This is a genomic window from Metapseudomonas phytobenefica, from assembly GCF_043392685.1.
GTDB lineage: Bacteria > Pseudomonadota > Gammaproteobacteria > Pseudomonadales > Pseudomonadaceae > Metapseudomonas.
This window is the reverse complement of the sequence record NZ_JBHZGM010000015.1, coordinates 93,653-117,436: the sequence shown is the minus strand read 5'-3', so window position 1 is coordinate 117,436 and position 23,784 is coordinate 93,653. Positions and strand designations below refer to the sequence as shown.

At 65.8% G+C, this 23,784-nt stretch carries 23 protein-coding genes; 11 read left to right on the top strand and 12 right to left on the bottom strand.

Going from position 1 to position 23,784, the window contains the following annotated elements; all coding sequences use genetic code 11:
* Positions 1–208: 208 nt before the first annotated feature.
* Positions 209–1,138 (bottom strand): alpha/beta fold hydrolase, encoded by a 930-nt coding sequence (locus tag ACFW0B_RS14095; RefSeq protein WP_449149122.1) that lies wholly within the window; start codon positions 1,136–1,138, stop codon positions 209–211.
* Positions 1,139–1,253: 115 nt separating this feature from the next.
* Here ACFW0B_RS14095 and ACFW0B_RS14090 point away from each other — a divergent pair, with 115 nt between their 5' ends.
* The 8 genes from ACFW0B_RS14090 (at position 1,254) to ACFW0B_RS14055 (ending at position 8,508) form a co-directional block, all read left to right on the top strand.
* Entirely contained in the window at positions 1,254–2,069 is an 816-nt protein-coding gene (locus ACFW0B_RS14090; RefSeq protein WP_449149120.1) for a substrate-binding periplasmic protein, read from the top strand.
* A 15-nt stretch (positions 2,070–2,084) separates the two neighbouring features.
* Entirely contained in the window at positions 2,085–2,441 is a 357-nt protein-coding gene (locus ACFW0B_RS14085; RefSeq protein WP_449149118.1) for a DUF4398 domain-containing protein, read from the top strand.
* A complete protein-coding gene (locus ACFW0B_RS14080; protein ID WP_449149116.1) occupies positions 2,438–3,250 on the top strand; it encodes an OmpA family protein in 813 nt (270 codons plus the stop codon). The genes ACFW0B_RS14085 and ACFW0B_RS14080 overlap by 4 nt, the downstream gene beginning before the upstream one ends.
* A gap of 171 nt (positions 3,251–3,421) precedes the next feature.
* Entirely contained in the window at positions 3,422–4,855 is a 1,434-nt protein-coding gene (locus ACFW0B_RS14075) for an aminotransferase-like domain-containing protein (RefSeq protein WP_449149114.1), read from the top strand.
* Between the two features lie 88 nt (positions 4,856–4,943).
* Positions 4,944–6,668, top strand: a complete 1,725-nt coding sequence (locus tag ACFW0B_RS14070) for a vWA domain-containing protein (protein WP_449149112.1) — start codon at positions 4,944–4,946, stop codon at positions 6,666–6,668.
* A 1-nt stretch (position 6,669) separates the two neighbouring features.
* Entirely contained in the window at positions 6,670–7,260 is a 591-nt protein-coding gene (locus ACFW0B_RS14065) for an RNA polymerase sigma factor (protein ID WP_449149110.1), read from the top strand.
* On the top strand, positions 7,257–7,925 hold the full coding sequence (locus ACFW0B_RS14060; protein WP_449149108.1) for a hypothetical protein: 669 nt from the start codon (positions 7,257–7,259) through the stop codon (positions 7,923–7,925). Before ACFW0B_RS14065 ends, ACFW0B_RS14060 begins: the two co-directional genes overlap by 4 nt.
* The gene (locus ACFW0B_RS14055; protein ID WP_449149106.1) at positions 7,915–8,508 is read left to right on the top strand and encodes a hypothetical protein; all 594 of its coding nucleotides are present in this window, start codon (positions 7,915–7,917) and stop codon (positions 8,506–8,508) included. Before ACFW0B_RS14060 ends, ACFW0B_RS14055 begins: the two co-directional genes overlap by 11 nt.
* A gap of 50 nt (positions 8,509–8,558) precedes the next feature.
* Here ACFW0B_RS14055 and ACFW0B_RS14050 read toward each other — a convergent pair whose 3' ends face one another.
* The 7 genes from ACFW0B_RS14050 to ACFW0B_RS14020 all read right to left on the bottom strand — a co-directional run bounded on the left by ACFW0B_RS14050 (position 8,559) and on the right by ACFW0B_RS14020 (position 17,825).
* Complete coding sequence (locus ACFW0B_RS14050; RefSeq protein ID WP_449149104.1) at positions 8,559–9,383, bottom strand: SDR family oxidoreductase; 825 nt, start codon at positions 9,381–9,383, stop codon at positions 8,559–8,561.
* 65 nt (positions 9,384–9,448) lie between these two features.
* Positions 9,449–11,434 carry a geranyl-CoA carboxylase subunit apha gene (atuF, locus tag ACFW0B_RS14045; protein WP_449149102.1) on the bottom strand — a complete coding sequence of 662 codons (1,986 nt, stop codon included), beginning with the start codon at positions 11,432–11,434 and terminating at the stop codon, positions 9,449–9,451.
* Positions 11,435–11,501: 67 nt separating this feature from the next.
* The gene (atuE, locus tag ACFW0B_RS14040) at positions 11,502–12,296 is read right to left on the bottom strand and encodes an isohexenylglutaconyl-CoA hydratase (protein WP_449149100.1); all 795 of its coding nucleotides are present in this window, start codon (positions 12,294–12,296) and stop codon (positions 11,502–11,504) included.
* A 4-nt stretch (positions 12,297–12,300) separates the two neighbouring features.
* Positions 12,301–13,461 carry a citronellyl-CoA dehydrogenase gene (atuD, locus tag ACFW0B_RS14035; protein ID WP_449149098.1) on the bottom strand — a complete coding sequence of 387 codons (1,161 nt, stop codon included), beginning with the start codon at positions 13,459–13,461 and terminating at the stop codon, positions 12,301–12,303.
* A gap of 25 nt (positions 13,462–13,486) precedes the next feature.
* A complete protein-coding gene (gene atuC / locus ACFW0B_RS14030; protein ID WP_449149096.1) occupies positions 13,487–15,103 on the bottom strand; it encodes a geranyl-CoA carboxylase subunit beta in 1,617 nt (538 codons plus the stop codon).
* A gap of 4 nt (positions 15,104–15,107) precedes the next feature.
* Complete coding sequence (locus ACFW0B_RS14025) at positions 15,108–15,977, bottom strand: SDR family oxidoreductase (protein WP_449149094.1); 870 nt, start codon at positions 15,975–15,977, stop codon at positions 15,108–15,110.
* A gap of 42 nt (positions 15,978–16,019) precedes the next feature.
* Positions 16,020–17,825 (bottom strand): acyclic terpene utilization AtuA family protein, encoded by a 1,806-nt coding sequence (locus ACFW0B_RS14020; RefSeq protein WP_449149092.1) that lies wholly within the window; start codon positions 17,823–17,825, stop codon positions 16,020–16,022.
* 192 nt (positions 17,826–18,017) lie between these two features.
* Between ACFW0B_RS14020 and ACFW0B_RS14015 the strand changes: the two genes are divergently transcribed.
* Together ACFW0B_RS14015 and ACFW0B_RS14010 are read left to right on the top strand one after the other, a co-directional pair.
* Positions 18,018–18,647 (top strand): TetR/AcrR family transcriptional regulator, encoded by a 630-nt coding sequence (locus ACFW0B_RS14015; RefSeq protein WP_449149090.1) that lies wholly within the window; start codon positions 18,018–18,020, stop codon positions 18,645–18,647.
* Positions 18,648–18,814: 167 nt separating this feature from the next.
* Positions 18,815–19,573: a substrate-binding periplasmic protein gene (locus ACFW0B_RS14010; protein WP_449149132.1), complete on the top strand. Its 759-nt coding sequence runs from the start codon at positions 18,815–18,817 to the stop codon at positions 19,571–19,573.
* Here ACFW0B_RS14010 and ACFW0B_RS14005 read toward each other — a convergent pair.
* Positions 19,524–20,285 carry a CPBP family intramembrane glutamic endopeptidase gene (locus ACFW0B_RS14005; protein WP_449149088.1) on the bottom strand — a complete coding sequence of 254 codons (762 nt, stop codon included), beginning with the start codon at positions 20,283–20,285 and terminating at the stop codon, positions 19,524–19,526. The genes ACFW0B_RS14010 and ACFW0B_RS14005 overlap by 50 nt on opposite strands.
* A 52-nt stretch (positions 20,286–20,337) precedes the next feature.
* Complete coding sequence (locus ACFW0B_RS14000) at positions 20,338–20,505, bottom strand: DUF2897 family protein (protein WP_151135083.1); 168 nt, start codon at positions 20,503–20,505, stop codon at positions 20,338–20,340.
* Positions 20,506–20,707: 202 nt separating this feature from the next.
* Here ACFW0B_RS14000 and pyrF point away from each other — a divergent pair, with 202 nt between their 5' ends.
* Positions 20,708–21,406 (top strand): orotidine-5'-phosphate decarboxylase, encoded by a 699-nt coding sequence (gene pyrF / locus ACFW0B_RS13995; protein WP_449149086.1) that lies wholly within the window; start codon positions 20,708–20,710, stop codon positions 21,404–21,406.
* 269 nt (positions 21,407–21,675) lie between these two features.
* Here pyrF and ACFW0B_RS13990 read toward each other — a convergent pair whose 3' ends face one another.
* Both ACFW0B_RS13990 and ACFW0B_RS13985 read right to left on the bottom strand, forming a co-directional pair.
* Positions 21,676–22,890, bottom strand: coding sequence for a benzoate/H(+) symporter BenE family transporter (locus tag ACFW0B_RS13990; RefSeq protein WP_449149084.1), 1,215 nt, complete (start codon positions 22,888–22,890; stop codon positions 21,676–21,678).
* On the bottom strand, positions 22,890–23,507 hold the full coding sequence (locus ACFW0B_RS13985) for a LysE family translocator (protein WP_449149082.1): 618 nt from the start codon (positions 23,505–23,507) through the stop codon (positions 22,890–22,892). The genes ACFW0B_RS13990 and ACFW0B_RS13985 overlap by 1 nt, the downstream gene beginning before the upstream one ends.
* Positions 23,508–23,784: the final 277 nt, after the last annotated feature.

The window sequence follows — 23,784 nt, the reverse complement described above, 5'->3', positions numbered from 1 at the left end:
AGAATTGAGCAAGATCAATAGGATGCACGGCGGCAGCAGGGAGTGGGGGTTGGTTCGTTTGGCGACTGCCAATTTACCCACTTCCCTGACTGTCAACTCGCTCTTCCCCCAGACTCCGCGAAGAACCTTTTTTATTGTCCTGAATGCTTCGATGAAGGCGAACTGGCAACTCGCCGCGGAGCCGGGACCGACTCCTGAATCGGTACATTCAGCCACGGCTTGCGTCGAGGAATGCTTGGTAGTGGCGGGCGGTTTCCTCGGGGCGCTCGATCATCGGCGCGTGACCGCAGTCCTGCATGATTACCACGCTGGGCTTCTTCAGCAGCGGCTTCATCACCTCGATGCTGGACACATCCAGCACCCGGTCGCGATCCCCCCAGAGCAGCAGGGTAGGGGCCTCGATTCGCGGCAATTCGGGCTCCAGCGGAATGTAGCGCTCGCGAAGCTGGCGGAAGACTTCATCGTAGTGGGCCGCGTTGGCAATGGATTGCCCGGCCAGGTAGGACTTCACCGACTCGGGGAGGGACGGCGGTTCGACGAAGACGAAATCCAGCATGCGCTGGAAGTCTCCGGAGCTGCGCACCACCAGCGGATTGGGCTGGCCGGTTTCGATCAGGTGGAACAGCTCGCTCTCGTTCGGCGCCGTGACACCGCTGTTGTCGAACAGTGCCAGGCTGAGTGCCTGCTGCGGGTAGCGGGCCGCGAAGAGGCCGGCGATATGACCGCCCATGGAGTTGCCCACCAGATGCACCTTGCCCAGTTCCAGGGTCTTGATGAAGGACTCCAGGCGCTCGGCCTGGGTGCCGACGTCGTAGCTGCCGGCGGGACGGTCGCTGTCGCCGAAGCCGGGCAGGTCCAGGGCGATGACGTGGTAGCGCTGGGTGAAGTGACGGGCAAACTGCAGCCAGTTGTCCTTGTTGGCGCCGAATCCGTGAATCATCACGATGGTTTCGCCCTTGGCCGGGCCGCCCTCGTAGTAATGGATGCTAAGATCGCCCAGCGCAACCTGTTGCTCCGACAAGCCGGCGAGCTGGCGCTCCACCAGACGCACGCTGGCCGTCAGCGCAGCGGGGGATATGTAGAGGATTGCCGCCGCAGCCGCCAGGAGCATGACGACTGCGATGATGAATTTCTTCATGGCCTGTCCTTATCACGAATGGTTCTAGTAGCTGCCTGTAAGCTAGCATGAAGCACGCTCCAGGCGAGGCCGCCCACGCTGCGGCCAATCGAATGTCCAGTCCGGGAAACCTCAGATGCCAAGATTCCACCGCTCACTGCTTCTCTTCGTGTTGTGCCTGCTTCCCGGACTCGGGCACGCGGCCGGGAAGTGCGAGCGCCTGGTGGCCACCGGCAATCCCGAGTACCCGCCCTACCTCTGGCGCGACCCGGAGAACCCCAAGCAACTGATAGGCGCCAACGCCGACCTGCTCAAGCAGATCGCCAAAGAACTCGGACTGAAGGTGGACATCCTCTACACCGGTCCCTGGTCCCGCGCCCAGGATGAAGTCCGCACCGGCCGGGTCGATCTGATTGCCGGGGCCTTCCTCACTCTTCCTCGCCTGGAAACCATGGACTACGTGCATCCGGCCTTCCTTGAAACCCAGAGCGTTGTCTGGGTGAAGCGCGACAAGGCATTCCCCTACAGCGGTTGGGATGACCTGCGCAGCCACACCGGCGGCACCCTGGTGAAGAACAGCTTCGGCGAAGGCTTCGACCGTTTCGCCAGGGAAAACCTCAAGCTCGAGGAAGTCCCCAGCCTGACCCAGGCCTACCAGAAGCTTCTGCTGGAGCGCACCGACTACGTGCTCTACGAGCGCTACCCCGGCCTGGTGCTGGCCGACACCCTGGGCATGGCTGACGATCTGCTCGCCCTGGAACCGCCGATTTCCAGCGAAGGTCTGTATCTGACCCTGTCCCATAACTCGGCCTGCAACGATCCCTGGCTGCGCGGACAGTTGGCGAAAAAAATGACAGAATTGGTCGCCGCCGGAGTGCCGGAAACCCTGCTGCAGCGCAACCTGGAACGCTGGAAGGCACTGCAGATGCAACCGGTCGCCACGCCCGAATGATTTAGGAACCCTCTAGTGAGCAAGACACCCCTGTTTGCAGCCGGCCTGGCTGTGCTGGCCCTGGCCGGCTGCGCCAACGACCCGGCGCCCATCGAACAGATGCGCCTGACCCACAAGGCGGTGGAGCAGGCCACGGCCGTTGGTGCCACCGATCAGATCGAGGAAATGAAGCTTGCCCAGAGCAAGCTTGCCCTGGCCGAGAAGAACATGGGCGAGCAGGATTACAAGCGCGCCCGTATCCTCGCCGAGGAAGCCGAACTGGACGCGCGCCTGGCCGAGGCCAAGGTGCTGACCAGGAAGAGCCAGGAGCAGCTGGCCGAGCTGACGTCGCGGATCAATCGTTTGCGCAAGCAGTTGGGGGACGTGCAGTGAAGTGGAATCATGCATTGACCGCCGGCCTGCTGATCGGCCTCGGCCTGCTTGGCGGTTGCGCCAACCGGCAACAGACCGAACAGAGCCTGGAGCAGGCCCGGCAGATGTTCCAGAAGGTCAAGGAGGACCAGAACGTCCTCAGCGCCGCGCCCAAGGACGTGATCCGCGCCGGTGAATCCCTCGCCCGCGCCGAGCGGCTGTCCAGCTACTGGGGCAACGATGTCGACGTCGTCCATTACGCCTACCTGAGCCAGCGCTACAGCGAAATCGCCAGCCAGCACAGCGAGCAGAGCCAGAACCAGGCCCGCGCCGCCAAGCTGCAACTGGAGCGCGAGCGCCTGCAACTGGCCCTGCGTGAAGCCAAGATGCTCAGCGTTCAGCAGCAGGGCAAGTGGCTGGAAGAGCAGATGATCGCTCTGGCTGCCACCGAAACCGATCGCGGGCTGGTGATGACCCTGGGTGACGTGCTGTTCGATACCGGCCGTGCCGATCTCAAGGCTTCGGCCAACCGCACCGTGCTCAAGCTGGTGCAGTTCCTCCAGCTGAACCCGCGACGGGTCGTACGCATCGAGGGCTACACCGACAGCAGCGGCAAGAAGCCGGACAATCTCAGGCTTTCCACCGAACGCGCGCAAGCGGTGGCCGATGCCCTGGTCGACCTCGGCATCGATGCCAAGCGCATCCAGGTCCAGGGCTACGGCGAAGCCTTCCCGGTGGCGGAAAACGCTTCCAACCGGGGCAGGGCGCAGAACCGCCGTGTGGAGATCGTCTTCTCCAACGAAAAGGGCGAGCTCGGTCCGGCGCGCTGACGCCTGCAAACTGGCTGATGCCTGAACACAGAGCCCCGGATGCCGTTCGGCGCCGGGGCTTTTTAATGCCTGGACAAATTCACTGTAACGCCCACAATTTCACGATCTGTACCGGTGCAGTTATAGGGTGTTCGGATAGTGTTTCGGTCCAGTGATACAGGTGCCGCCTACATGACCAATCTGTTGCTCTACCAGCGCATCGCCCAGCAACTGGCCGATGACATCCGCCGTGGCGTCTACCAGCCCGGCGAGCGCGTACCCTCGGTGCGCAAGCTCAGTTCCCAGCTCAATGTCAGCCACGCCACCGTGCTGCAGGCCTATGCCAGCCTGGAAGACCAGGGCCTGATCCGCGCCCGTCCGCAGTCCGGCTTCTACGTGCACCAGACGCCGGCCCTGACCGCATCCACCCCGGATATCGCCCGCGTCGAGCGCCCCGGCCTGGTCACCCGCGCCAGCATTATCCAGCAGGTGCTGGCCGAATCCCGCCGCGAAGGCGCGTTCCCCCTGGGCGCGGCGGTGCCCCATGTCGACTACCTGCCGGTGCGCACCCTGCACCAGCAACTGGCCAAGGTCACCCGTTTCCACAGCCCGCGTGCCTTCAGCTACATGTTCAGCCCCGGCTTCGAGCCGCTGCGGCGCCAGGTGGCGATCCGCATGCGCGATGCCGGCGTGGTGGTCGACCCGAGTGAAGTGGTGATCACCCACGGTTGCGTGGACGCGCTGCAGATGAGCCTGCGGGTGCTGACCCGTCCCGGTGATCTGATCGCCACCGAGTCGCCGACCTATTACGGCCTGCTGCAGCTGGCCGATCTGCTCGGCCTGAAGGTGATCGAGATTCCCAGCGACCCCACCACCGGCATCAGCCTGGAGGCGCTGCAACTGGCCGCCAACCAGTGGCCGATCAAGGCTCTGGTGCTGACCGCGCGGCTGAGCAATCCCCTGGGTGGCACCATCCCCGAGGAGCGCCAGAAGCAGTTGCTGCGCCTGTCCTCGGACTTCGACATCCAGATCGTCGAAGACGATATCTACGGTGAACTGATGTTCGACCAGGGGCCATCCAAGGCGCTCAAGGCCTACGATCTCGATGACCGGGTGATCTACTGCTCCAGCTTTTCCAAGACCCTGTCCCCCGGTGTCCGCATCGGCTGGATGATCGCCGGCAAGTACCAGGCGGAAATCCAGCGCCTGCAGACCTTCAGCACTCACTCGGCGTGCAGCGTCACCCAGATGGGCGTGGCGGCCTACCTTGAGAATGGCGGCTATGACCGGCACCTGCGCTACATCCGCCAGGAGTACCGGAAGAACCTCACCGCATTCCAGCTGGGCGTGCAGCAGTACTTCCCCGAAGGCACCCAGATCACCCGTCCCAACGGCGGCTTCATCCTCTGGATCAGCCTGCCGGCCAAGGTGAACACCAAGGACCTGCACGTGCGCGCCCTGCAGCAGGGCATCAGCATCGCGCCGGGGCTGATCTTCAGTAACACCGAGCAGTTCAACCACTGCGTGCGGCTGAACTGCGGTATTCCGTGGAACCGCGAGGCCGAGCGGGCCATCATGACCCTCGGCATGCTGGCCAGGCAGCTCTGCCAGGAGGTCGGCCTGTAGGGGCTATTTTCCACGCAGCCTTAACCCGTTCGGCGCGGCGCCTCCGTCTACTGGTGCGAATGGCTCATTCGTTCCCAGGAGGCGTCCCATGTCCAGCCACAGTTTCCTTCAGCACCAACCCCTGGCAGCCGGCTTTACCGCCGGCTTGCTGCTGGCCCTGGCCGCCTGCAGTGGGCAGGATGCGTCCGCGCCTGCCAGCGGCAAGGCCGAGGCGCCGCCGCCGGCATCGCCCCAGGTGGAGCCGGAACTGCTCGAGGAAAGCAAGGCCAGCGCGCGGGCAGCCACGGCCAAGCGTGCCGATTACGCCGCCGAGGTGCGGCAGATGCCCATGCTTGCCCCTGCCCCGATGGCGGATGTGCTGCAGCCTGGCTATCGCGACGTGCCCCGCGAGCAGTACCAGTATCTTCCCGACAACCCGGTCCACGCGGTCGCCAGCGATCCGGTCTCCACCTTCAGCATCGATGTCGACACCGGCAGCTACGCCAATGTGCGGCGCTTCCTCAACGGCGGCCAGCTGCCGCCAGCGGATGCCGTGCGGCTGGAGGAGATGGTCAACTACTTCCCTTACGGCTACCCGCTGCCGCAAGGCGATGTGCCCTTCGGCATCGGCGTCGAGCAGGCGCAGACCCCCTGGAATCCGCAAACCCGCCTGCTGCGCGTGGCGATCAGGGCCGCCGACAGCAGCGTCGAGCAACTGCCCCCGGCCAACCTGGTATTCCTGGTGGACGTCTCGGGCTCCATGGACCGCCGCGAAGGCCTGCCCATGGTGCAGGGCACTCTCAAACTGTTGGTGGACCAGTTGCGCCCGCAGGACCGCGTCTCCCTGGTCACCTATGCCGGGGAGGCGAGGGTGGTGCTGGGTTCCACGCCGGGCAACGAGAAGTCGAAGATCCGCGCGGCCATCGAACAGCTCAGTGCGGGCGGCTCCACGGCGGGCGAGTCGGGCATTCAGCTGGCCTATGCCGAAGCGCAGAAGGGCCTGATCCCGCAAGGCATAAACCGCATCCTCCTGGCCACCGACGGCGACTTCAATGTAGGCATCAGCGATTTCGACAGCCTCAAGCAACTGGCCGCGCAGAAGCGCAAGGGCGGGGTTTCCCTGACCACCCTGGGTTTCGGCGTGGACAACTACAACGAGCGGCTGATGGAGCAACTGGCTGACGCCGGCGACGGCAACTACGCCTACATCGACAACCTGCGCGAGGCGCGCAAGGTGCTGGTGGACCAGCTTGGCTCGACGCTTTCGGTGGTGGCGCGGGATGTGAAACTGCAGCTGGAGTTCAACCCCGCCGAAGTGAGTGAATACCGTCTGCTGGGCTATGAGAATCGTGCCCTCAAGCGGGAAGACTTCAGCAATGACAAGGTGGATGCGGGCGAGATCGGGGCCGGGCATACCATCACCGCCCTGTACGAGATCGTCCCCGCTGGTGCCAAGGGCTGGTTGGAGCCGCTGCGCTACCAGAACACCGCGAAGCCCGAGGGCAAGGCTGGCGAGCTGGCCTGGCTGCGGGTGCGCTACAAGGCGCCGGGCTCCGAGCAGAGCCGCCTGCTGGAGCGGCCCATCGTCGCCGGCAAGGCGCTCCCGTTGGTGCAGGCCAGCGAGGACCTGCGTTTCGCCGCCGCGGTTGCGGCTTTCGCCCAGCAACTCAAGGGTGGCCAGTACACCGGCGACTTCAGCCTGGCCGACAGCGCAGCGCTGGCACGCGGGGCCCGTGGTGACGATCGCTTCGGCCTGCGCGGTGAATTCGTGCAACTGGTGGAACTCGCGCAAAGCTTGCAAACTCCTGCCCCATCCCACGCGCGGAAGGAATGACGTGAACGCGACTCTCACGGATGACGACGCTGCCTTGCTGCGGCGTTACCGGAATGGCGATGCCGAGGCCTTTGGCGTGCTCTACGCGCGCCATCGCCTCGGCCTCTACCGTTTTCTCTGCGGCCTGTGCGGCGACGGCGCGCTGGCCGAGGAAATTTTCCAGGAAACCTGGCTGAACCTGATCCGCAGCGAATCGTCGCCACTCGGGCAGGCCAGCTTCAAGACCTGGCTCTACCAGATCGCCCGCAATCGCCTGATCGACCACTGGCGCAAGCACGGCCGCCTGCAGGGCCGTGAAGAAGCCTTCGATGAGACGCTGCACGGCGACGCGCTGCCGGGGGAGAGCCAGGACCCCGAGCGCGAGCTGTCCCTGAGCCGGGACCAGCAGCGCCTGCGCGCGGCCCTGGACGAACTGCCGGGCGAGCAGCGCGAAGTGTTCCTGCTGCGCGCCCACGGCGACCTGGAACTGACCGAGATCGCCGAACTTACCCGTACACCCGCGGAGACGGTGAAAAGCCGCCTGCGCTATGCGTTGCAGAAGTTGCGTCGGCTGCTGGCCGACCCGGCTGCGGCCGAGGAGGTATCCGCATGAACCAAGACCTGCACAAGCCGGACGCCATGGAACGGGAACTGCTCGAACACTATCGCCGCCACTGCCACGACGAACCTTCTACGGCGCTGGATGAGCGCATCCTCGCTGCGGCTGCTGCCCAGGCCACCCGGAACTGCCCCGAACCTCGCCCGTCTCTCGCCGGGCGCCTGCATACCTGGCTGTTCGGTGCCGGCGGTCGGCAGCGCTGGGCGGTTGCCGTGGCCGGCTTCGCCACCCTGGGCATCGGCCTGAGCCTGACCTTGCGCACCCAGGACGAGGCCCAGCAGCGTTTCGACGCGCCGCCTGCCAGCCCCGCGCAGTATTCCGCGCCGGCCCCGGCCGCCGCGCCCATGTCCAGGGCTGCACCGGCCACATTTGCCAGCCCGGCGGTCCGCGCCGAGAAGAAGGCATCGGCCATGGCCGACAGCGTCCGTGAAGAGGTACGCCAGGCGGAGCCCATGGCCCAGGAGGAGGCCGCACCCAAGGTGGAGACGGCCAGGATCAAGGTGGCGCCCGCCGGGATCGATGCCGACCTGCGCAGCGTGCTGGAACTGGAAAAGGCGGGCAAGCGCGAGGAAGCGCACAAGCTGCTGGACGAACTGCAGGCGCGCTATCCGCAGCGGGATATCGCGGCGGAACTGCGCGAGATGGAACGTGAGCGCTGAAGGCGATCACGGCGGACTTGCCACGATGCTGGCCAAGGTGGAGCATTGCGCCATCTTCGCCCTGGCGAGTGCTTCCATGCGTTCGATTCATCTGCTTTGTGCCGCCCTGGCACTGACCCTGCTGGCGGCTTGCGACAAGGACACGCCGTCCCAGCCCAAAGCGCCTCCGGCGCCACCGCCGCTCACCTCCAGCCCGGCGCCGGAGCCGGCCGCACCCGTGGAGACGCCGGCGGTGCCCGAGTCCAGGCCAGCGCCGCCAGCGCCCGCGCCGACACCGCAGCCTGCGCCAATGCCTCACGTCCCGGCCAAGCCGGCCAAACCGTCCACGGAGCCGGCTGTTGCGGCCCCGCTGCCCAAGGCCAAGCTGGACCTCACCCTGCCGAAGGAGCTGGAGGATCAGTTGCAGCCGATCGAGGTGACGGCCGAGTTGCCTGACCAGCCACTGTTGCCGCAGATGTTCGTGGAAAAGCCCGCCCCGCAAAGCCCCTTCCAGCTCAACGGCAAGCTGATCCACAACGAGCGGGAAGACGACTACTGGCGTTCGGTGGAGGGCGCCGAGCTGCAGTTCGAGTTCAAGCGCTAGGACGTCGGCCCCCGTTCAGCAAGGCCTGGTGGAATCGAAGCCAAGCGGACTCAGTCGAGGAACAGATCCGGTACCAGCGAGCCGCCCTGTGGGTCGTAGCGGTACTGTTCGAATTCGGTCTGGCCCTGTTCGCGCAGGATCTCTTCGTCGATCAGCAGGCGACCGGTGATGCTGCGGCCCTGGCTGGTGAGGATGGCGTAGGCGGCGTCGGCCATGATCGCCGGGGTGCGGGCGCGCTTGAAGGCGTCGCGGCTGCCCAGCTCGAACTCGATGGCGGCCGTGGCGATCATGGTCTTCGGCCACAGCGAGTTTACGCTGATGCCGTAGCGCTTGAACTCCTCGCTCATGCCCAGGGTGAGCATGCTCATGCCGTACTTGGTGACGGTGTAGGGGCCGTGCTGGGCAAACCATTTTGGCGCCAGGTTCAGCGGTGGCGAGAGGTTGAGAATGTGGCCGCTGGCGCTTTGTTTGAGGTAGGGCAGGGCGGCCTGGCTGCAGACCATCACCGCGCGGGTGTTGATCTGGTACATCAGGTCGAAACGCTTGGGTTCCAGGCGTTCGACGCCCACCAGCTTGATGGCGCCGGCATTGTTGACCAGGGCATCGAGGCCGCCGAAGTGCTCGGCGGCCCTGGCCATGGCCGTGCCCACGGCGTTTTCGTCACGCACGTCCAGTTGCAGCGGCAAAGCATTGCCGCCAGCGGCCTGCACTTCCTCGGCGACGCTGAAGATGGTGCCGGCGAGCTTGGGGTGGGGCTCGGCGCTCTTGGCGGCGATGACGATATTGGCGCCATCGGCGGCGGCGCGCAGGGCGATCTCGCGGCCGATGCCACGGCTGGCGCCGGTGATGAACAGGGTCTTGCCGGAAAGGGACATCTGGACCTCCTGATTCTTGTTGTCGTCCGGGGCCGCGTGGCGGCCCCTGGCGAATGAGCTCGCCTCTACAGGGCTTCTTCGACTTCCACCAGCAACTGGCGACTCTTCACCTGGTCGCCGCGGCTGACCTGGACGCGGCGGATCACGCCGTCCACGCCGGCCTTCAGCGGGTGTTCCATCTTCATGGCTTCCAGCACCACCAGCAGCTGGCCCTTGCCGACCCGATCACCCTCGCTCACCAGCACGTCGACGATGGCGCCATCCATGGGCGCCTTCACTGTGCCGGAAGCAGCGCTGGCCTGTCCGCCGGCGGCTTCGTGGGTGACGTCCTGCAGTTCCAGATTGCCGTGCTGGCCGAACAGCCAGAGCTGCGTGGCCTGTTGGTGGTAAGCGATTCGGCGGCGGATGCCGTCCAGTTCCAGCAGCGCCCAGCGGCCGTCGGCGGCCAGCAGGCGGATGGCGACTTCCGTGTCGGCCACCCTGGCCAGCAGGCGCGGTTGCTGGCCGGCGTCCTGCACGGCCAGTTCCACGCTGTGCTTCTGCTCGCCCTGGCGCAGGGTCAGGCGCCAGGGCGCGCTGCCGGCGCTGCGCCAGCCGGCCAGGCCGGCCTGGTGGGCGCTGGCGGTGGCAGAGGCCTGGTAGAGCAGGCTGGCGGCTATCGCCAGCTCGGCGGGAGATGCCGCCTGCGGTGCCAGGCTCGGGTCGGCACCGAAGGTTTCGCCGATGAACGCAGTGGTGGCTTCCCCGGCGGCGAACTGCGGGTGGCGCAACAGGTTGGCGAGGAAGCGCTGGTTGCCCTTAACGCCGAGGAGCACGCAATCCTCCACGGCGCGAGCCAGTTTGCGCCGGGCCTCCTCGCGGGTAGCGCCCCAGGCGATCACCTTCGCCAGCATGGGGTCGTAGAAGGGCGTTACGGCCTGGCCTTCCAGCAGGCCGTGATCGATGCGGATGCCCTCCAGCTCGGCCGGCTCCCAGCGCAGCACGTCGCCGGTCTGGGGCAGGAAACCAGCGGCCGGGTCTTCGGCGTAGAGGCGCACTTCCATGGCATGGCCGTTGAGCTGGATCTCGTCCTGCTTCAATGGCAGCGGTTGGCCCTCGGCCACGCGAATCTGCCAGGCCACCAGGTCCTGGCCGGTGATCAGCTCGGTCACCGGGTGCTCGACCTGCAGGCGGGTGTTCATTTCCAGGAAGTAGAAGGCGCCACTGGCATCCAGCAGGAACTCCACCGTGCCGGCGCCCACGTAGTTCACCGTGCGCGCGGCCTTCACCGCGGCTTCGCCCATGGCCCGGCGCAGTTCCGGCGTCATGACCGGGCAGGGGGCTTCTTCGATGACTTTCTGGTGGCGGCGCTGCACGGAGCAATCCCGTTCGCCGAGGTAGACGAGGTTGCCGTGCTGGTCGCCGAACACCTGGATTTCCACATGGCGCGGCTGGATCACCGCCTTTTCCAGGATCAGCTCGGCACTGCCGAAGGCGTTCAGTGCTTCCGAGCGGGCCGTGCGCAGTTGCGCCGTCAGCTGATCCGCACCGTTAACCAGGCGCATGCCGCGTCCGCCGCCGCCGGCGCTGGCCTTGATCATCAGCGGGTAGCCGATACGTTCGGCTTCGCGGGCCAGCGTGGCGTCGTCCTGCTCGGCGCCTTCGTAGCCGGGAATGCAGGGCACGCCGGCTTCGAGCATGGCCAGCTTGGACAGGCGCTTGCTGCCCATCAGGTGGATGGCCTCCACCGTGGGGCCGATGAAGACGATGCCGGCCGCCTCGCAGGCGCGGGCGAAGTCGGCGTTCTCGGAGAGGAAGCCGTAGCCGGGGTGAACGGCGTCGGCGCCGGTCTTGCGGGCGGCTTCGAGGAGGGCCGCAACCGACAGGTAGGACTGCCCCACCGGCGCCGGGCCGATGCACACTGCCTCGTCCGCCAGCTGTACATGGCGGGCGTCGGCGTCGGCTTCGCTATAGACGGCGACGGTGCGGTAGCCGAGCGCCTGGGCGGTGCGCATTACCCGGCAGGCGATCTCGCCGCGGTTGGCAATCAGAATCTTGTTGAAAGCGGGCATGGTGTTTATTCCCTCTCCCCAACCCTCTCCCTGAAGGGAGAGGGGGCTGTTCGGTGTGAGTGGTGGGTCACTGTGCCCAGACGGGCTTGCGCTTCTGCACGAAGGCCAGGGTGCCCTCGGTGCCTTCGGGGCCGGCGACGGCTGCGGCGAACTGCTCGGCGGCGTTGTCCAGCAGGGCGGCCAGCGGCTCCTCTTCGCTGGCCAGCAGCAGGGCCTTGGTCCGGGCGTTGGCGCTGGGGGCGCAGCGTCGGACCTGCTCCAGGCTTTCGGCCAGGCGCTGCTCGACGCCAGCGGTATCGGCCTCGGCGAAATGCACCAGGCCCAGGCGCAGGGCCTCGGCACCATCGAAGCGCGCGGCGGTGAGCGCCAGGCGGCGTGCCTGGGTAAGTCCGATGCGCTTGACCACGAAGGGGGCAATCTGCGCCGGCAGCACGCCGAGGCTGGTTTCCGGCAGGCCAAACTGGGCGCCGGCGTGGGCGATGGCGATATCGGAGACACAGGCCAGGCCGAAGCCGCCGCCCAGCACCGCGCCTTCCAGCACCGCCAGCAACACCTGGGGCTGGGCCTGGGCTTCTTCCAGCAGGCTGCCGAAGGCCCGGTTCAGGCTGCGGTAGGCGTCGCTGCCAGCGGCGCGGGCGCTGGCCATGTCCTTGATGTCGCCACCGGCGCAGAAGTGCCCGCCGGCACCGCGCAGCACCAGGGCACGCACGCCGGGGTCGTTGCGCACGGCGGCCAGCACCGCACGCAGTTCCGTGACCATGGCCAGACTCATGGCGTTGCGGCTGTCCGGTCGGTTCAGGGTGACGTGCAGCACGCCGGCGGCCTGTTCCAGCAGCAGGGTTTCGCAGTTTGGCAGGGTCATGGCTTCAGCCCTTCTTCTTGCCCGGCAGGATGCCCATCAGCTTGCAGATGATGCCCAGCATGATTTCGTCGGCGCCGCCGCCGATGGACACCAGGCGGGTATCGCGGTAGGCGCGGGAAACGTGGTTGTCCCACATGAAGCCCATGCCGCCCCAGTACTGCAGGCAGGCGTCGCTGACTTCGCGGCCGAGGCGGCCGGCCTTGAGCTTGGCCATGGAGGCGAGGCGAGTGACGTCCTTGCCGGTGATGTAGAGCTCCACCGCCTGGTAGACCAGGGCGCGCAGGGCTTCGATCTCGGTCATCAGCTCCGCCATGCGGAAGTGGATCACCTGGTTGTCGATCAGTGGCTGGCCGAAGGTCTTGCGCTCCTTGCAGTAGTCGATGGTGACGTCCACGCAGTGCTCCAGGCCCTTGATCATGTTGGCGGCGCCGAACATGCGTTCTTCCTGGAATTGCAGCATCTGCATCATGAAGCCGGCGCCTTCGTGGCCGATGCGGTAGCGCTGCGGCACGCGGACGTTGTCGAAGAACACCTGGGCGGTCTCGGAGCTGCGCATGCCGAGCTTGTCGAGGTGGGGGCTGAGGGTGATGCCGGGGGTGTTCATCGGCACCATGATCAGCGACTTGTTGATGTGTGGCTTGTCGTCCGAGGTGTTGGCCAGCAGGCAGATGAAGTCGGCGCTGGGGGAGTTGGTGATCCACATCTTGCTGCCGTTGATCACGTAGTCGCTGCCGTCCTTGCGCGCGGTGGTCTTCATCCCGGCCACGTCGGAGCCGGCGCCCACTTCGGAAACGCCGATGCAGCCGACCATTTCGCCGGCGATGGCCGGGCGCAGGAATTCCTCGCGCAGCTCATCGGAACCGAAGCGCGCCAGGGCCGGGGTGCACATGTCGGTCTGTACGCCGATGGACATGGGAATGCCGCCGCAGTGGATGGTGCCGAACTCTTCGGCGGCGACGATCGAGTAGCTGTAGTCCAGGCCCATGCCGCCGAATTTCTCCGGCTTGGAGATGCCCAGCAGGCCCAGCTCGCCGGCCTTCCTGAAAATCTCATGGATCGGGAAGCGGCCTTCCTTTTCCCACTCATCGACGTGCGGGTTGATTTCCTTGTCGACGAAGCTGCGGACGGTACGGCGGAGTTCTTCGTGTTCCTGAGTGAAGATCATTGTTGTTGTGCTCCGATGATGAGGGTCAGAAACGGGCGACGCCGAATCGATTGGATTTCAGAGGCCGCAGGTTGGCCTCGGCACAGATGTCCAGCAAAAAGCCCAGCAGCTTGCGCGTATCGCGTGGGTCGATCAGGCCGTCATCCCACAGGCTGGCGGTGCCGTAGAGGGCGGTGGACTGGCTGTCGAGCTTTTGTGCGGTAACGGTTTCCAGCATGTCGAGCATCTTCGGGTCGGGCTCCTTGCCCTCCTTGGCGTGTTTTTCTTCGGTGACGATGCGCAGCACCTTGCCGGCCTGGGCGCCGCCCATCACCGCCGTGCGGCTGTTGGGCCAGGCGAAGATGAAGCGTGGGTCGAGGCCGCGACCGCACATGGCGTAGTTGCCGGCGCCGTAGGAGCCGCCGACGACGATGGTCAGCTTGGGCACCGTGGCGTTGGCCACGGCCTGGATCATCTTCGAACCGTGCTTGATCACACCGTTCTGTTCCGACTCCGTCCCGACCATGAAGCCGGTGGTGTTATGGAAGAACAGGATCGGCGTGTTGCTCTGCTCGCACAACTGGATGAATTGCGCGGCCTTGGCTGCGCCTTGCGGGGTGATCGGGCCGTTGTTGCCGATGAAACCGCAGGCCTGGCCTTCGATCTGCAGGTGGCCGCAGACGGTCTGGCTGTCGAATTCGTTCTTGAAGTCGAGGAACTCCGAGCCGTCGGCGATGCGGGCGATGATCTCGCGCACGTCGTAGGGCTTCTTGGCATCGGCCGGCACCAGGCCGAGCAGTTCTTCGGCCGGGTACAGTGGTTCGCGCCAGCTTTTCGCCGGCCGCGCCGGCAACTGCTGGTTCCACGGCAGCATGGCGAGGATCTCACGCGCCAGCCGTACACCGTCGGCGTCGTTCTCAGCCAGGTACTCAGCGGTGCCGGCGACCTGGGCGTGCATCTCGGCGCCACCGAGTTGCTCGTCGGTGGCGATCTCTCCGGTGGCGGCCTTGAGCAGGGGCGGGCCGGCGAGGAACATCTTGGCCTTGCCGCGCACCACCACCACGTAGTCCGACAAGCCGGGCTGGTAGGCCCCGCCAGCGGTGCTGGAGCCATGCACGACGGTGATTTGTGGCAAGCCCATGGCGGACATGCGCGCCTGGTTGGCGAAGCCGCGCGCGCCCTCGACGAAGATGTCGGCGGCGTAGTTGAGGTTGGCGCCGCCGCTTTCGGCCAGGGTCACCACCGGCAGTTTGTTCTCGAAGGCGATCTGCTGCATGCGCAGGGACTTCTTCAGGCCGGTGGGGGAGATGGTGCCGCCCTTGATTGCGCTGTTGTTGGCGATCACCAGACAGCGAATGCCGGCGATGTAGCCGATGCCGGCGATGATGCCGCCACCGGCTTGGCTACCGTCCTTGTCGTCGTGCAGCTTGTAGCCGGCCAGGGAGGACAGTTCGAGGAACGGCGCGCCGGCATCGAGCAGCAGGTTGATGCGTTCACGCGGCAGCAACTGGCCGCGCTTCTCGAACTTGGCCTTGGCTTCCTGCGCCTTGTCCAGCACCTTCTGCTCGACGTCGCGGAAGGCCGCTATGGCGTTCAGCATGGCTTCGCGGTTCTGCGCGAAGGCTTCGCCATGGACATCGATTTCCGATTGGATCACGGGCATTGCCTTACTCCTGATCTTTCAGTACGTCGGGCACGTAGGCCCGGTGGAAACCGTTGTATGACTCACTGTTTTTCGCCTTGCCCAGCGTCCAGGCACGGGTGCCCTGGCTGGCGGCGCCATCGATGCGGATGGTGTTGCCGCTGATGAAGTTGGCGCCGGGGCTGAGCAGGAAGACGATGGCCGCGGCCACCTCCGACTCGGTGCCGATGCGCTGCAGCGGCACGTGATCCTTGAGGTTGCGGATCATGTTCTTCATCGACTCGGGGTAGGTGTCCATGCCGCTGGAGGCGATCCAGCCCGGCGCCACGGCGTTGACCCGCACGCCGGCGTGGCCCCACTCGTAGGCTGCGGTCTTGGTGAAGTTCTCCATGCCCGCTCGGGCGGCGCCGGAATGGCCCATGCCGGGCATGCCACCCCACATGTCGGCGAGCATGTTGACGATGCTGCCGCCATGTTTGCTCATGCTCTGCAGGAAGACTTCCTTGGCTACGAGAAAACCGCCCACCAGGTTGGTGCGCACCACTGTCTCGAAGCCTTTCTGGTTGATGCCGATCAGCGGGGCGGGGAACTGGCCGCCGGCGTTGTTGACCAGTTGATGGATGCGACCGCGCTCCTTGATCACCGCGCCGACCATGGCCTTCACCGCTTCTTCGTCGCGGATGTCGCAGACCTGGAAGCTGGCGCTGCCGCCGTCTTCGATGATTTCAGCGCTGGTTTTCTCCAGCTTTTCCAGCTTGCGCCCGACCAGCACCACGTGGGCGCGCAAGTGGGCCAGCTCGTGGGCCACGCAGCGGCCGATGCCGCTGCCGCCGCCGGTGACCAGGATGGTCTGATCGGCGAACAGGCCAGGTTTGAATACGGAGTCGTAGCTCATTGTTCTTGTTGTCCTGACTGATTGCGGTGCGCGTGGCGCACCCTACGAGGCGATTGCAGCGTTCAGGCTTTCCGCCAGCGCCTTGGGCACCGGCACCGGGAATTCCAGCAGTTGCTGGGCGAAGGCCTTGCCTTGCGGGTCGATGCGCAGGCTGGCCACGCCGCCGCCGCCCAGGGCGTTCTCCAGCAGGAAGTTCAGGCTGTGGCTGCCCGGCAGGTACCAGCGCGCCACGCGGCCGATCTGCGGGTCGAGCACGTGGCCCATCCAGTCGACCACCGCTTCCGGGGTCAGGGCCTCGGCAATCCAGGGCAGGTACTCCGGTTTGCGCGCCATGACGCCAATGTTGCTGTGGTTGCCCTTGTCACCGGAGCGCGCTACTGCCAGCTTCACCAGGGGGACGCTGGCGCTGGTCTGGCCCTCGGCGGCAGGTGGCGCCAGGTCGTCGGTCACGGCGGCAACATCGAATCTCTGCAGTTGCGGCAGGTCGCAGGGGCTGCGCTGGCCGTCCATTTCCACTTCGAGGTGGCAGGCGGATTTGTCCACCAGGAAGGAAAACAGGCGGATCACCGGGTAAACGGTGGGGCGGCCACCGACGATGCCAGTCAGGCCCGGCGCCATGCCGGTGGCTGCCTGGGCTATTTCGCGGGAGAACAGCACCAGGGCGTCCTTGCGGCTGTGGCTGACGGCAATCTTGATGACCACCTCGCGGCAGTCCTGGCGCTGGCCGTGGGGGCCGTAGGTCGCTTCGCTGCCCAGCAGTTCGATGTTCACTTCGCGATAGCGGCCCCAGCCGCGCTCGGCGAAGATTTCTTCGGTCTTGGCGATGATGGCGCGGCTGACCCGTTCGGCCTTCTTCACCGCGTCGATGCCGGCCAGCAGGCAGCTGGCGGTGCAGCGGAAACCGTCGGGGTAGGTGGCGCTGACCTTGTATTGCGGCGTCGGCGGCAGTCCTCGCGCACCGAGCACGCGCACCCGGTTGGCCCCCGCCTGTTCCAGCGTCACCCGGGTGAAGTCGCAGACCACGTCGGGGAGCAGGTAGGCGCGCGGGTCGCCGATCTCGTAGAGCATCTGCTCGCCGACCGAGAATGGCGTGACCAGGCCGCCGGAGCCGTCCGGCTTGGTCACGCAGAAACTGCCGTCTGCTTCCACCTCGACGATGGGGAAACCGATGTGCTCGTAGTCAGGCACCGATTCCCAGTCGGTGAAGTTGCCGCCGGTGCACTGGGCGCCGCATTCGATCAGGTGGCCGGCGAGGGCAGCCTGGGCCAGCTGGTCGTAGTCGCTCCAAGACCAGCCGAACTCGTGGACCAGGGCGGCGCTGACCACCGCGCTGTCCACGACCCGGCCGGTGATGACGATGTCCGCGCCCTGTTCCAGCGCGGCGACAATGCCCGGCGCGCCCAGGTAGGCATTGATCGAGACGCACATGGGCGGCAGCGGGGTGTCGCTGAACATTTCGCGGATGCCGGCCTTGGCCAGTTCGCCGAGCCGGGGGTGCAGGTTGTCGCCGTGGAGCACGGCGATCTTCAGCGACACGCCGGCCTTTTCGCAGGCGGCGGCCAGGGCACTGGCGCAGGCAGCCGGATTGACCCCGCCGGCATTGCTGATCACCCGGACCTTCTTCTGCGCGATGGTCGGCAGCAGGGGTGCCAGGACGTCGACGAAATCGGTGGCGAAGCCGGCGTTCGGGTCTTTCAGGCGGGCGCCGGCCATGATCGACATGGTGATCTCGGCCAGGTAATCGAAGACCAGGTAATCCAGCGTGGCGCCATGCACCAGCTGGGCGGCGGCGGTGGAGGTGTCGCCCCAGAAGGCGGAGGCGCAGCCGATGCGTACGGTTCTTGTCATTGGAGTATTCCGCAGCACTGTTGGGAGATGGATTGAACACTACCAAGCAAGCGCTTGGTTGAAAAGTGGTGTTCGGTTCTTTTTTGCCCGAGCGCTTGCTTGGGCGGATTAGCCGGCATAAATTTCGCGAACCTAGACAGAGACTTGCAGCCCATTCTTGTCTTGGAATGGCCGACTGCAGCGGGGATTCCAATGAGCCTTGACGACGAAAAAGCCCACGCGGTGATGCAGGAGCTGGTGGCTGGCGGCCAGATCACCGACCCTGAAAGTGCCCGCGGCAAGCTGCTGCAGACTGCCGCCCACCTGTTCCGCAGCAAGGGCTACGAGCGCACCACGGTGCGCGATCTCGCCAGTGCCGTCGGCATCCAGTCCGGCAGCATCTTCCATCACTTCAAGAGCAAGGATGAGATTCTCCGTTCGGTGATGGAGGAAACCGTCCTCTACAACACCGCGCTGATGCGTGCCTCCCTGGCGGAGGCTGGCGACCTGCGCGAGCGGGTGCTGGCGCTGATTCGCTGCGAGCTGCAATCGATCATGGGTGGCACGGGGGAGGCCATGGCGGTGCTGGTGTACGAATGGCGCTCGTTGTCCGAGGAAGGCCAGCAGCATATTCTCCAGCTGCGCGAATCCTATGAGCAGCTCTGGCTGGATGTGCTGGGTGAAGCGCGGGCCGAGGGCTACTTCACCACCGACCCGTTCATCCTGCGGCGTTTCCTCACCGGGGCACTGAGCTGGACCACTACCTGGTTCCGCCCGGAAGGGCCGATGAGCCTGGATCAGTTGGCCGAGCAGGCGTTGTCGCTGGTCATCAAGGATGCCTGAGGCAAATGTGAACTGCGTCACGGCCTGCGGGAGATGCCTGCAAGGTTGAGTTGATAATCGCGTAGGCTGCGTGCAGGCCGTATCTGCAGGGAGCAGCGGTAGAAATGGAAGCGGGCTGGGGGCATTCCTTCAAAGCGTTGTGGTTCTCCTTGGTTCTGCTGGTTGTCATGCCTGTGGCGGCGTCAGAGACCATCCAGGTCGCTGGTGCGCATTTCCCGCCCTATGTGGTCAAGCCGGAATCGGCCGAGGCCAGCGGCCTACTCCTGGACATGCTCGCCGCGCTCAACGCCGTGCAGGCAGACTACCGCTTCGTCCTGCGTCCCACCGCCATTCCCCGGCGCTTCCGGGATTTCCAGCAAGGGCGGATCGATCTGGTGGTGTTCGAGAATCCGGACTGGGGCTGGCAAGGCATCCCCGGTGCGCGCATCGACATGGGGCTGGCGGATGCGGAAATCTTCGTCGCCAAGGCCCGGCCCGGGCGTAGCCAGGACTACTTCAAGCAGCTGGCCGGCAAGCGCCTGGCGCTCTACAACGGCTATCACTACGGTTTTGCCGGCTTCAATCCCGACCTTGTATTCCTCCAGCGCGAGTTCGACGCGACGCTCACCTATTCCCACGACAGCAACCTGCAGATGGTGCTGCGCGAGCGTGCGGATATCGCCCTGGCGACCCGTTCCTATTTCAATGCCTACCTAGCGCAGAACCCGGAACAGGCGGGCCGATTCCTCGCCAGCGAGCGCATCGACCAGAACTACCATCACTACGCCTTGCTGAGGCCGGGAGCCCCCATCAGTGCCGAACGGTTTTCCGCACTGCTGGAGCGGCTGCGCGCCGGCGGCCAGTTGCAAAAGATCTTCGGGCGTTATGGCGTGGTGGTCAGGCCTGCCGCAGCGGGTAGCTCAGCAACGCCAGATGGCAAAGATTGACCGCCAGGTGCAGGGCCACCGCCAGCGACAGTCGGCCGCTGAAGTGGAAAGCCAGCCCGTAGCTCAGGCCGGCCAGCCCCGCGACTGACGCGAACAGCGGGCTGAACGGCAGGTGGACGGCGCCGAAGATCGCCGCCGTGAGCAACACGCCATTGCGTGCGCCGAGCCGGGAGACCAGCGCCGGTTGCAGCAAGCCGCGGAACACCAGTTCTTCCGCCAGCACGGTGACCAGCAGGTTCACCGCCAGCCATTCCCAGATCATCTCCGGCCATTTCGGCTGCCAGCCCACCAGGCCGATGGCCAGGGCCAGCAGCGGCACCAGCAGCAGGGTAGCGAGGACGGCGAACCAGGCGTAGCGCGGCGCGGAGGCCGGCGTTGGCGGTGTCGGCCGGCCAAGCCACCAGGCGAGCAGGGTCATGCCCACCAGCAGCTTGTCCCAGGAAAGGCGCAACGCGTAGGGCGGTGCGTCGGGGCTCAGGCGCTGCGGTTCGCCCAAGGGTAATGGGCTGAAGCCCGGCACCAGGTGGGCGGCGAGGGCGACGGAAGCGAGCAGGGTGACGGCGAGCCAGAGTCGCCCCGGTAGCTGGCGCTCGGCGAACACCCAGCCGGCGTAGGCGACGCCCGCCAGCAGGGCGGTGACCTGCAAGCCCCCCAGCCCCTGGCCAAGGGCGAGGACGATCAGCGGGAACAGAAACTGCAGGTGGAGCGGCATGACGCTTCGCAGCGACGTTGCCGCACCCTGTTGTTCGGGGGAGGGCACGGAGTCAGCGGTCCTTGGCTTCCTTGGCATCCATCTCGGCGTTGCGCTCGCGGATGCGCTTGAGCTGCTCTTCGGTGAGCGGCAGTTTCTTCGCCGTATCGCGCAACAGCATCAGGCTACCGACGATGGAGCCGATGGCCAGGACCAGTATCAGCCAGGCATACCAAGGCATGACGTTCTCCTGCGAAAAGGGGCCACTACTCTATTCGATTGTGCGCGCCTTTCCACGTTCCCGGCAGGCGATGATTCCCGTGCGGCCCAACGGGCGCCGCGACTGGTGGCGCCGTCGGCCCCGATCCTCTGGTCCGAGAGCAGCGGCGCGCGCCGGCTTCCGCTACAATGCGCGCCGTTTCCGATTCGTATGAGATTTCTCCATGTCCGCCTGTCAGACGCCGATCATTGTCGCCCTCGACTTTCCTACCCGCGAAGCTGCCCTGCGGCTGGCTGACCAGCTGGACCCCAAGCTGTGCCGGGTCAAGGTGGGCAAGGAGCTGTTCACCAGCTGCTCCGCCGAAATCGTCTCGACCCTGCGTGACCGGGGCTTCGAGGTGTTCCTCGACCTGAAATTCCACGACATCCCCAACACCACGGCGATGGCGGTGAAGGCTGCTGCCGAAATGGGCGTGTGGATGGTCAATGTGCACTGCTCCGGCGGTCTGCGCATGATGGCGGCCTGCCGCGAGACCCTGGACAAGTTCAATGGTCCCAAGCCGCTGCTGATCGGCGTGACCGTGCTGACCAGCATGGAGCGCGAAGACCTGGCCGGCATCGGCCTGGATATCGAGCCCAGGGAGCAGGTGCTGCGCCTGGCCGGTCTGGCCGACAAGGCCGGCATGGATGGCCTGGTGTGCTCGGCCCAGGAAGCTGCCGACCTCAAGTCCGCCTATCCGCGCCTGCAACTGGTGACGCCGGGTATTCGTCCGGCCGGCAGTGCCCAGGACGACCAGCGCCGCATCCTCACTCCGCGCCAGGCCCTGGATGCCGGCTCCGACTACCTGGTGATCGGCCGCCCGATCAGCCAGGCCGCCGACCCGGCCAAGGCCCTGGCCGCAGTCGTCGCCGAACTGGCCTGACGCCGCTGGCGCGCTGCCCCGGGCAGCGCGCCTTCAGCACCAGCTTGCCGAAGTTCTCAGTCTGCCCAGAGTTTCCGGGAAGGTTTCCAGCCCGCGACGTCCTTCACCACCTCGTCGAGTTCTGTTGGTACTGGCTTCATCCGTGTTCTGGATGGCGTGTCCACCAGAGCCCGGATGAAATCCGGGAGCGGCGGTGGGACTTTCCCCGGATTTCATCCGGGCCACGGAACTGATTCCCATAAAGAGAACGGCGCCTTCCGGCGCCTTTTTCATTTGTCCTTGCCCGTGTCGATATTCAGGATCAGCAGGGTCAGCACGCCGGCGATCAGGCCCCAGAAGGCCGAGCCGATGGATAGCAGGGTCATGCCTGAGGCGGTGACCATGAAAGTGATCAGCGCTGCTTCGCGGTCCCGGGGCTCCTGCATGGCGGCCGTCAGGCCGTTGCTGATGGAGCCGAACAGCGCCAGGGCGGCGATGGACAGCACCAGTTCCTTGGGCAGGGCGGCGAAGAGGGCTGCGAGGGTCGCGCCGAAGGTGCCGGCGATGCCGTAGAAGATCCCGCACCAGACGGCGGCGGTGTAGCGCTTGCTGCGGTCCTCGTGGGCATGGGGCCCGGTGCAGATGGCCGCACTGATGGCTGCCAGGTTGATGCCGTGGGAACCGAAGGGTGCCAGCAGCAGCGAGGCGATGCCGGTCACCGAGATCAGCGGCGAAGCCGGTACCTGATAGCCGTCGGCGCGCAGCACGGCGATTCCGGGAATGTTCTGCGAGGCCATGGCCACCACGAACAGGGGGATGCCGATGCTGATCACGGCGGTGACGGAGAACTCGGGGGTGGTCCATACGGGTTCGGCCAGGGCGAACTCGAAGCCGCTGAAATCCAGCAGGCCCAGCACCGCCGCCATCACACAGCCCACCACCAGTGCCACCAGTACGGCGTAGCGTGGCTGCAGGCGCTTGAACAGCAGGTAGCTGAAGAACATCGCCAGGACCAGGGCGGTGCGATGCTGGGCGGCGATGAAGATTTCGCTGCCGATCTTGAACAGGATGCCCGCCAGCAGGGCCGCCGCCAGGGAGGCGGGGAGGCGGCGCATCAGGCGCTCGAAGCCTCCGGTCAGCCCCACCAGGGCGAGCAGGGCGGCGCACACCACGAACGCGCCGATGGCTTCGCCGTAGCTCACCCCTGGCAGGCTGGTGATCAGCAGGGCCGCGCCCGGTGTGGACCAGGCGACGACGATGGGGGTGCGGTAGCGCAGGGAGAGACCGACTGTGGTCAGGGCCATGCCGATAGATAGCGCCCAGATCCAGGAGGAGATCTGCGCGCTGCTGAGCCCGGCGGCCTGGCCCGCCTGGAACATCAGCACCAGGGAGCTGGTGTAGCCGGTGAGCATGGCAATGAAGCCCGCCACTACGGCGGAAGGCGAAGAGTCGGCCAGGGGGCGCAGCCGAGGGGGACTGACCGGGGATTCGGACACTTGGGTCATCAGATCTTTCCGTTGACGTCGACCAGGATGGGGTAGAGCGAGGCCACCAGCAGCAGGGCCATGCCGATGTTGAACAGGCGCAGTATGCGCGGTTCGGACAGCCAGCGACGCATCAGGCTGCCGGCCACCGTCCAGAGGCCGACACTGGGGCAGTTGACCAGGGCGAACAGGGCGGCGATCAGCACCACGTTGACCACGAAGTTTTCCTGCGGCGTATAGGTGGTGATGGCGCCAATGGCCATGACCCAGGCCTTGGGGTTGACCCACTGGAAGGCCGCGGCCTGGAGGAAGGAGAAGGGCTTGGGCCGCTTTTCCGGGACGCCGGCATCCGGTGCGCCGGAGCCGGCAATCTTCCAGGCGAGATAGAGCAGGTAGGCGGCGCCGATGTAGCGCAGCGCGGTATAGAGCTCGGGCACCTGCTGGAATACCTGGGACAGGCCCAGGCCCACCGCCATCACCAGCACCATGAAACCGAGGCTGATGCCGAGCATGTGCGGCACGCTGCGGCGCACACCGAAGTTCACGCCCGAGGCGAGCAGCATCATGTTGTTGGGGCCTGGGGTCACCGAAGTGACGAAGGCGAAGAGGACAAAGGCGAAGATCAGTTCCAGACTCATGGCGGTCACCTTGTTGTTGTATCGACAGACCAGGGTCTGTACGAAAACCGCCGAGCGAAGGTCAGGCGAGGAAAAAATCGGTGAGGAAGCAGAGTTAACAGAGGTTAATGAGCATTCCGAATCGATTTTTAACGAAGCATCACCGATGCGCAGGCGTTTCTCGTGCAGAGCCTAAGGCCTGGGATCTTGCAACGTCCCCATACAGCGACACGCGCGTTGAGCGATACAGTTGGTTGGCGCCTGGGGTATCTGCGACTACTGTGTTGGTTTTCCGCTT

Bases quoted from the DNA above. Each gene is read 5' to 3' on its own strand.
- ACFW0B_RS14075 (WP_449149114.1), top strand. From the start codon at position 3,422: ATGACCAATCTGTTGCTCTACCAGCGCATCGCCCAGCAACTGGCCGAT.
- atuD (WP_449149098.1), bottom strand. From the start codon at position 13,461: ATGATCTTCACTCAGGAACACGAAGAACTCCGCCGTACCGTCCGCAGC.
- ACFW0B_RS14020 (WP_449149092.1), bottom strand. From the start codon at position 17,825: ATGACAAGAACCGTACGCATCGGCTGCGCCTCCGCCTTCTGGGGCGAC.
- ACFW0B_RS14015 (WP_449149090.1), top strand. From the start codon at position 18,018: ATGAGCCTTGACGACGAAAAAGCCCACGCGGTGATGCAGGAGCTGGTG.
- ACFW0B_RS13990 (WP_449149084.1), bottom strand. From the start codon at position 22,890: ATGACCCAAGTGTCCGAATCCCCGGTCAGTCCCCCTCGGCTGCGCCCC.
- atuC (WP_449149096.1), bottom strand. From the start codon at position 15,103: ATGCCCGTGATCCAATCGGAAATCGATGTCCATGGCGAAGCCTTCGCG.
- atuF (WP_449149102.1), bottom strand. From the start codon at position 11,434: ATGCCCGCTTTCAACAAGATTCTGATTGCCAACCGCGGCGAGATCGCC.
- ACFW0B_RS14025 (WP_449149094.1), bottom strand. From the start codon at position 15,977: ATGAGCTACGACTCCGTATTCAAACCTGGCCTGTTCGCCGATCAGACC.
- ACFW0B_RS14095 (WP_449149122.1), bottom strand. From the start codon at position 1,138: ATGAAGAAATTCATCATCGCAGTCGTCATGCTCCTGGCGGCTGCGGCG.
- atuE (WP_449149100.1), bottom strand. From the start codon at position 12,296: ATGACCCTGCCAAACTGCGAAACCCTGCTGCTGGAACAGGCCGCCGGC.
- ACFW0B_RS14010 (WP_449149132.1), top strand. From the start codon at position 18,815: ATGCCTGTGGCGGCGTCAGAGACCATCCAGGTCGCTGGTGCGCATTTC.
- ACFW0B_RS14060 (WP_449149108.1), top strand. From the start codon at position 7,257: ATGAACCAAGACCTGCACAAGCCGGACGCCATGGAACGGGAACTGCTC.
- ACFW0B_RS14090 (WP_449149120.1), top strand. From the start codon at position 1,254: ATGCCAAGATTCCACCGCTCACTGCTTCTCTTCGTGTTGTGCCTGCTT.
- ACFW0B_RS14070 (WP_449149112.1), top strand. From the start codon at position 4,944: ATGTCCAGCCACAGTTTCCTTCAGCACCAACCCCTGGCAGCCGGCTTT.
- ACFW0B_RS14050 (WP_449149104.1), bottom strand. From the start codon at position 9,383: ATGTCCCTTTCCGGCAAGACCCTGTTCATCACCGGCGCCAGCCGTGGC.
- ACFW0B_RS13985 (WP_449149082.1), bottom strand. From the start codon at position 23,507: ATGAGTCTGGAACTGATCTTCGCCTTTGTCCTCTTCGCCTTCGTCACT.
- pyrF (WP_449149086.1), top strand. From the start codon at position 20,708: ATGTCCGCCTGTCAGACGCCGATCATTGTCGCCCTCGACTTTCCTACC.
- ACFW0B_RS14000 (WP_151135083.1), bottom strand. From the start codon at position 20,505: ATGCCTTGGTATGCCTGGCTGATACTGGTCCTGGCCATCGGCTCCATC.
- ACFW0B_RS14005 (WP_449149088.1), bottom strand. From the start codon at position 20,285: ATGCCGCTCCACCTGCAGTTTCTGTTCCCGCTGATCGTCCTCGCCCTT.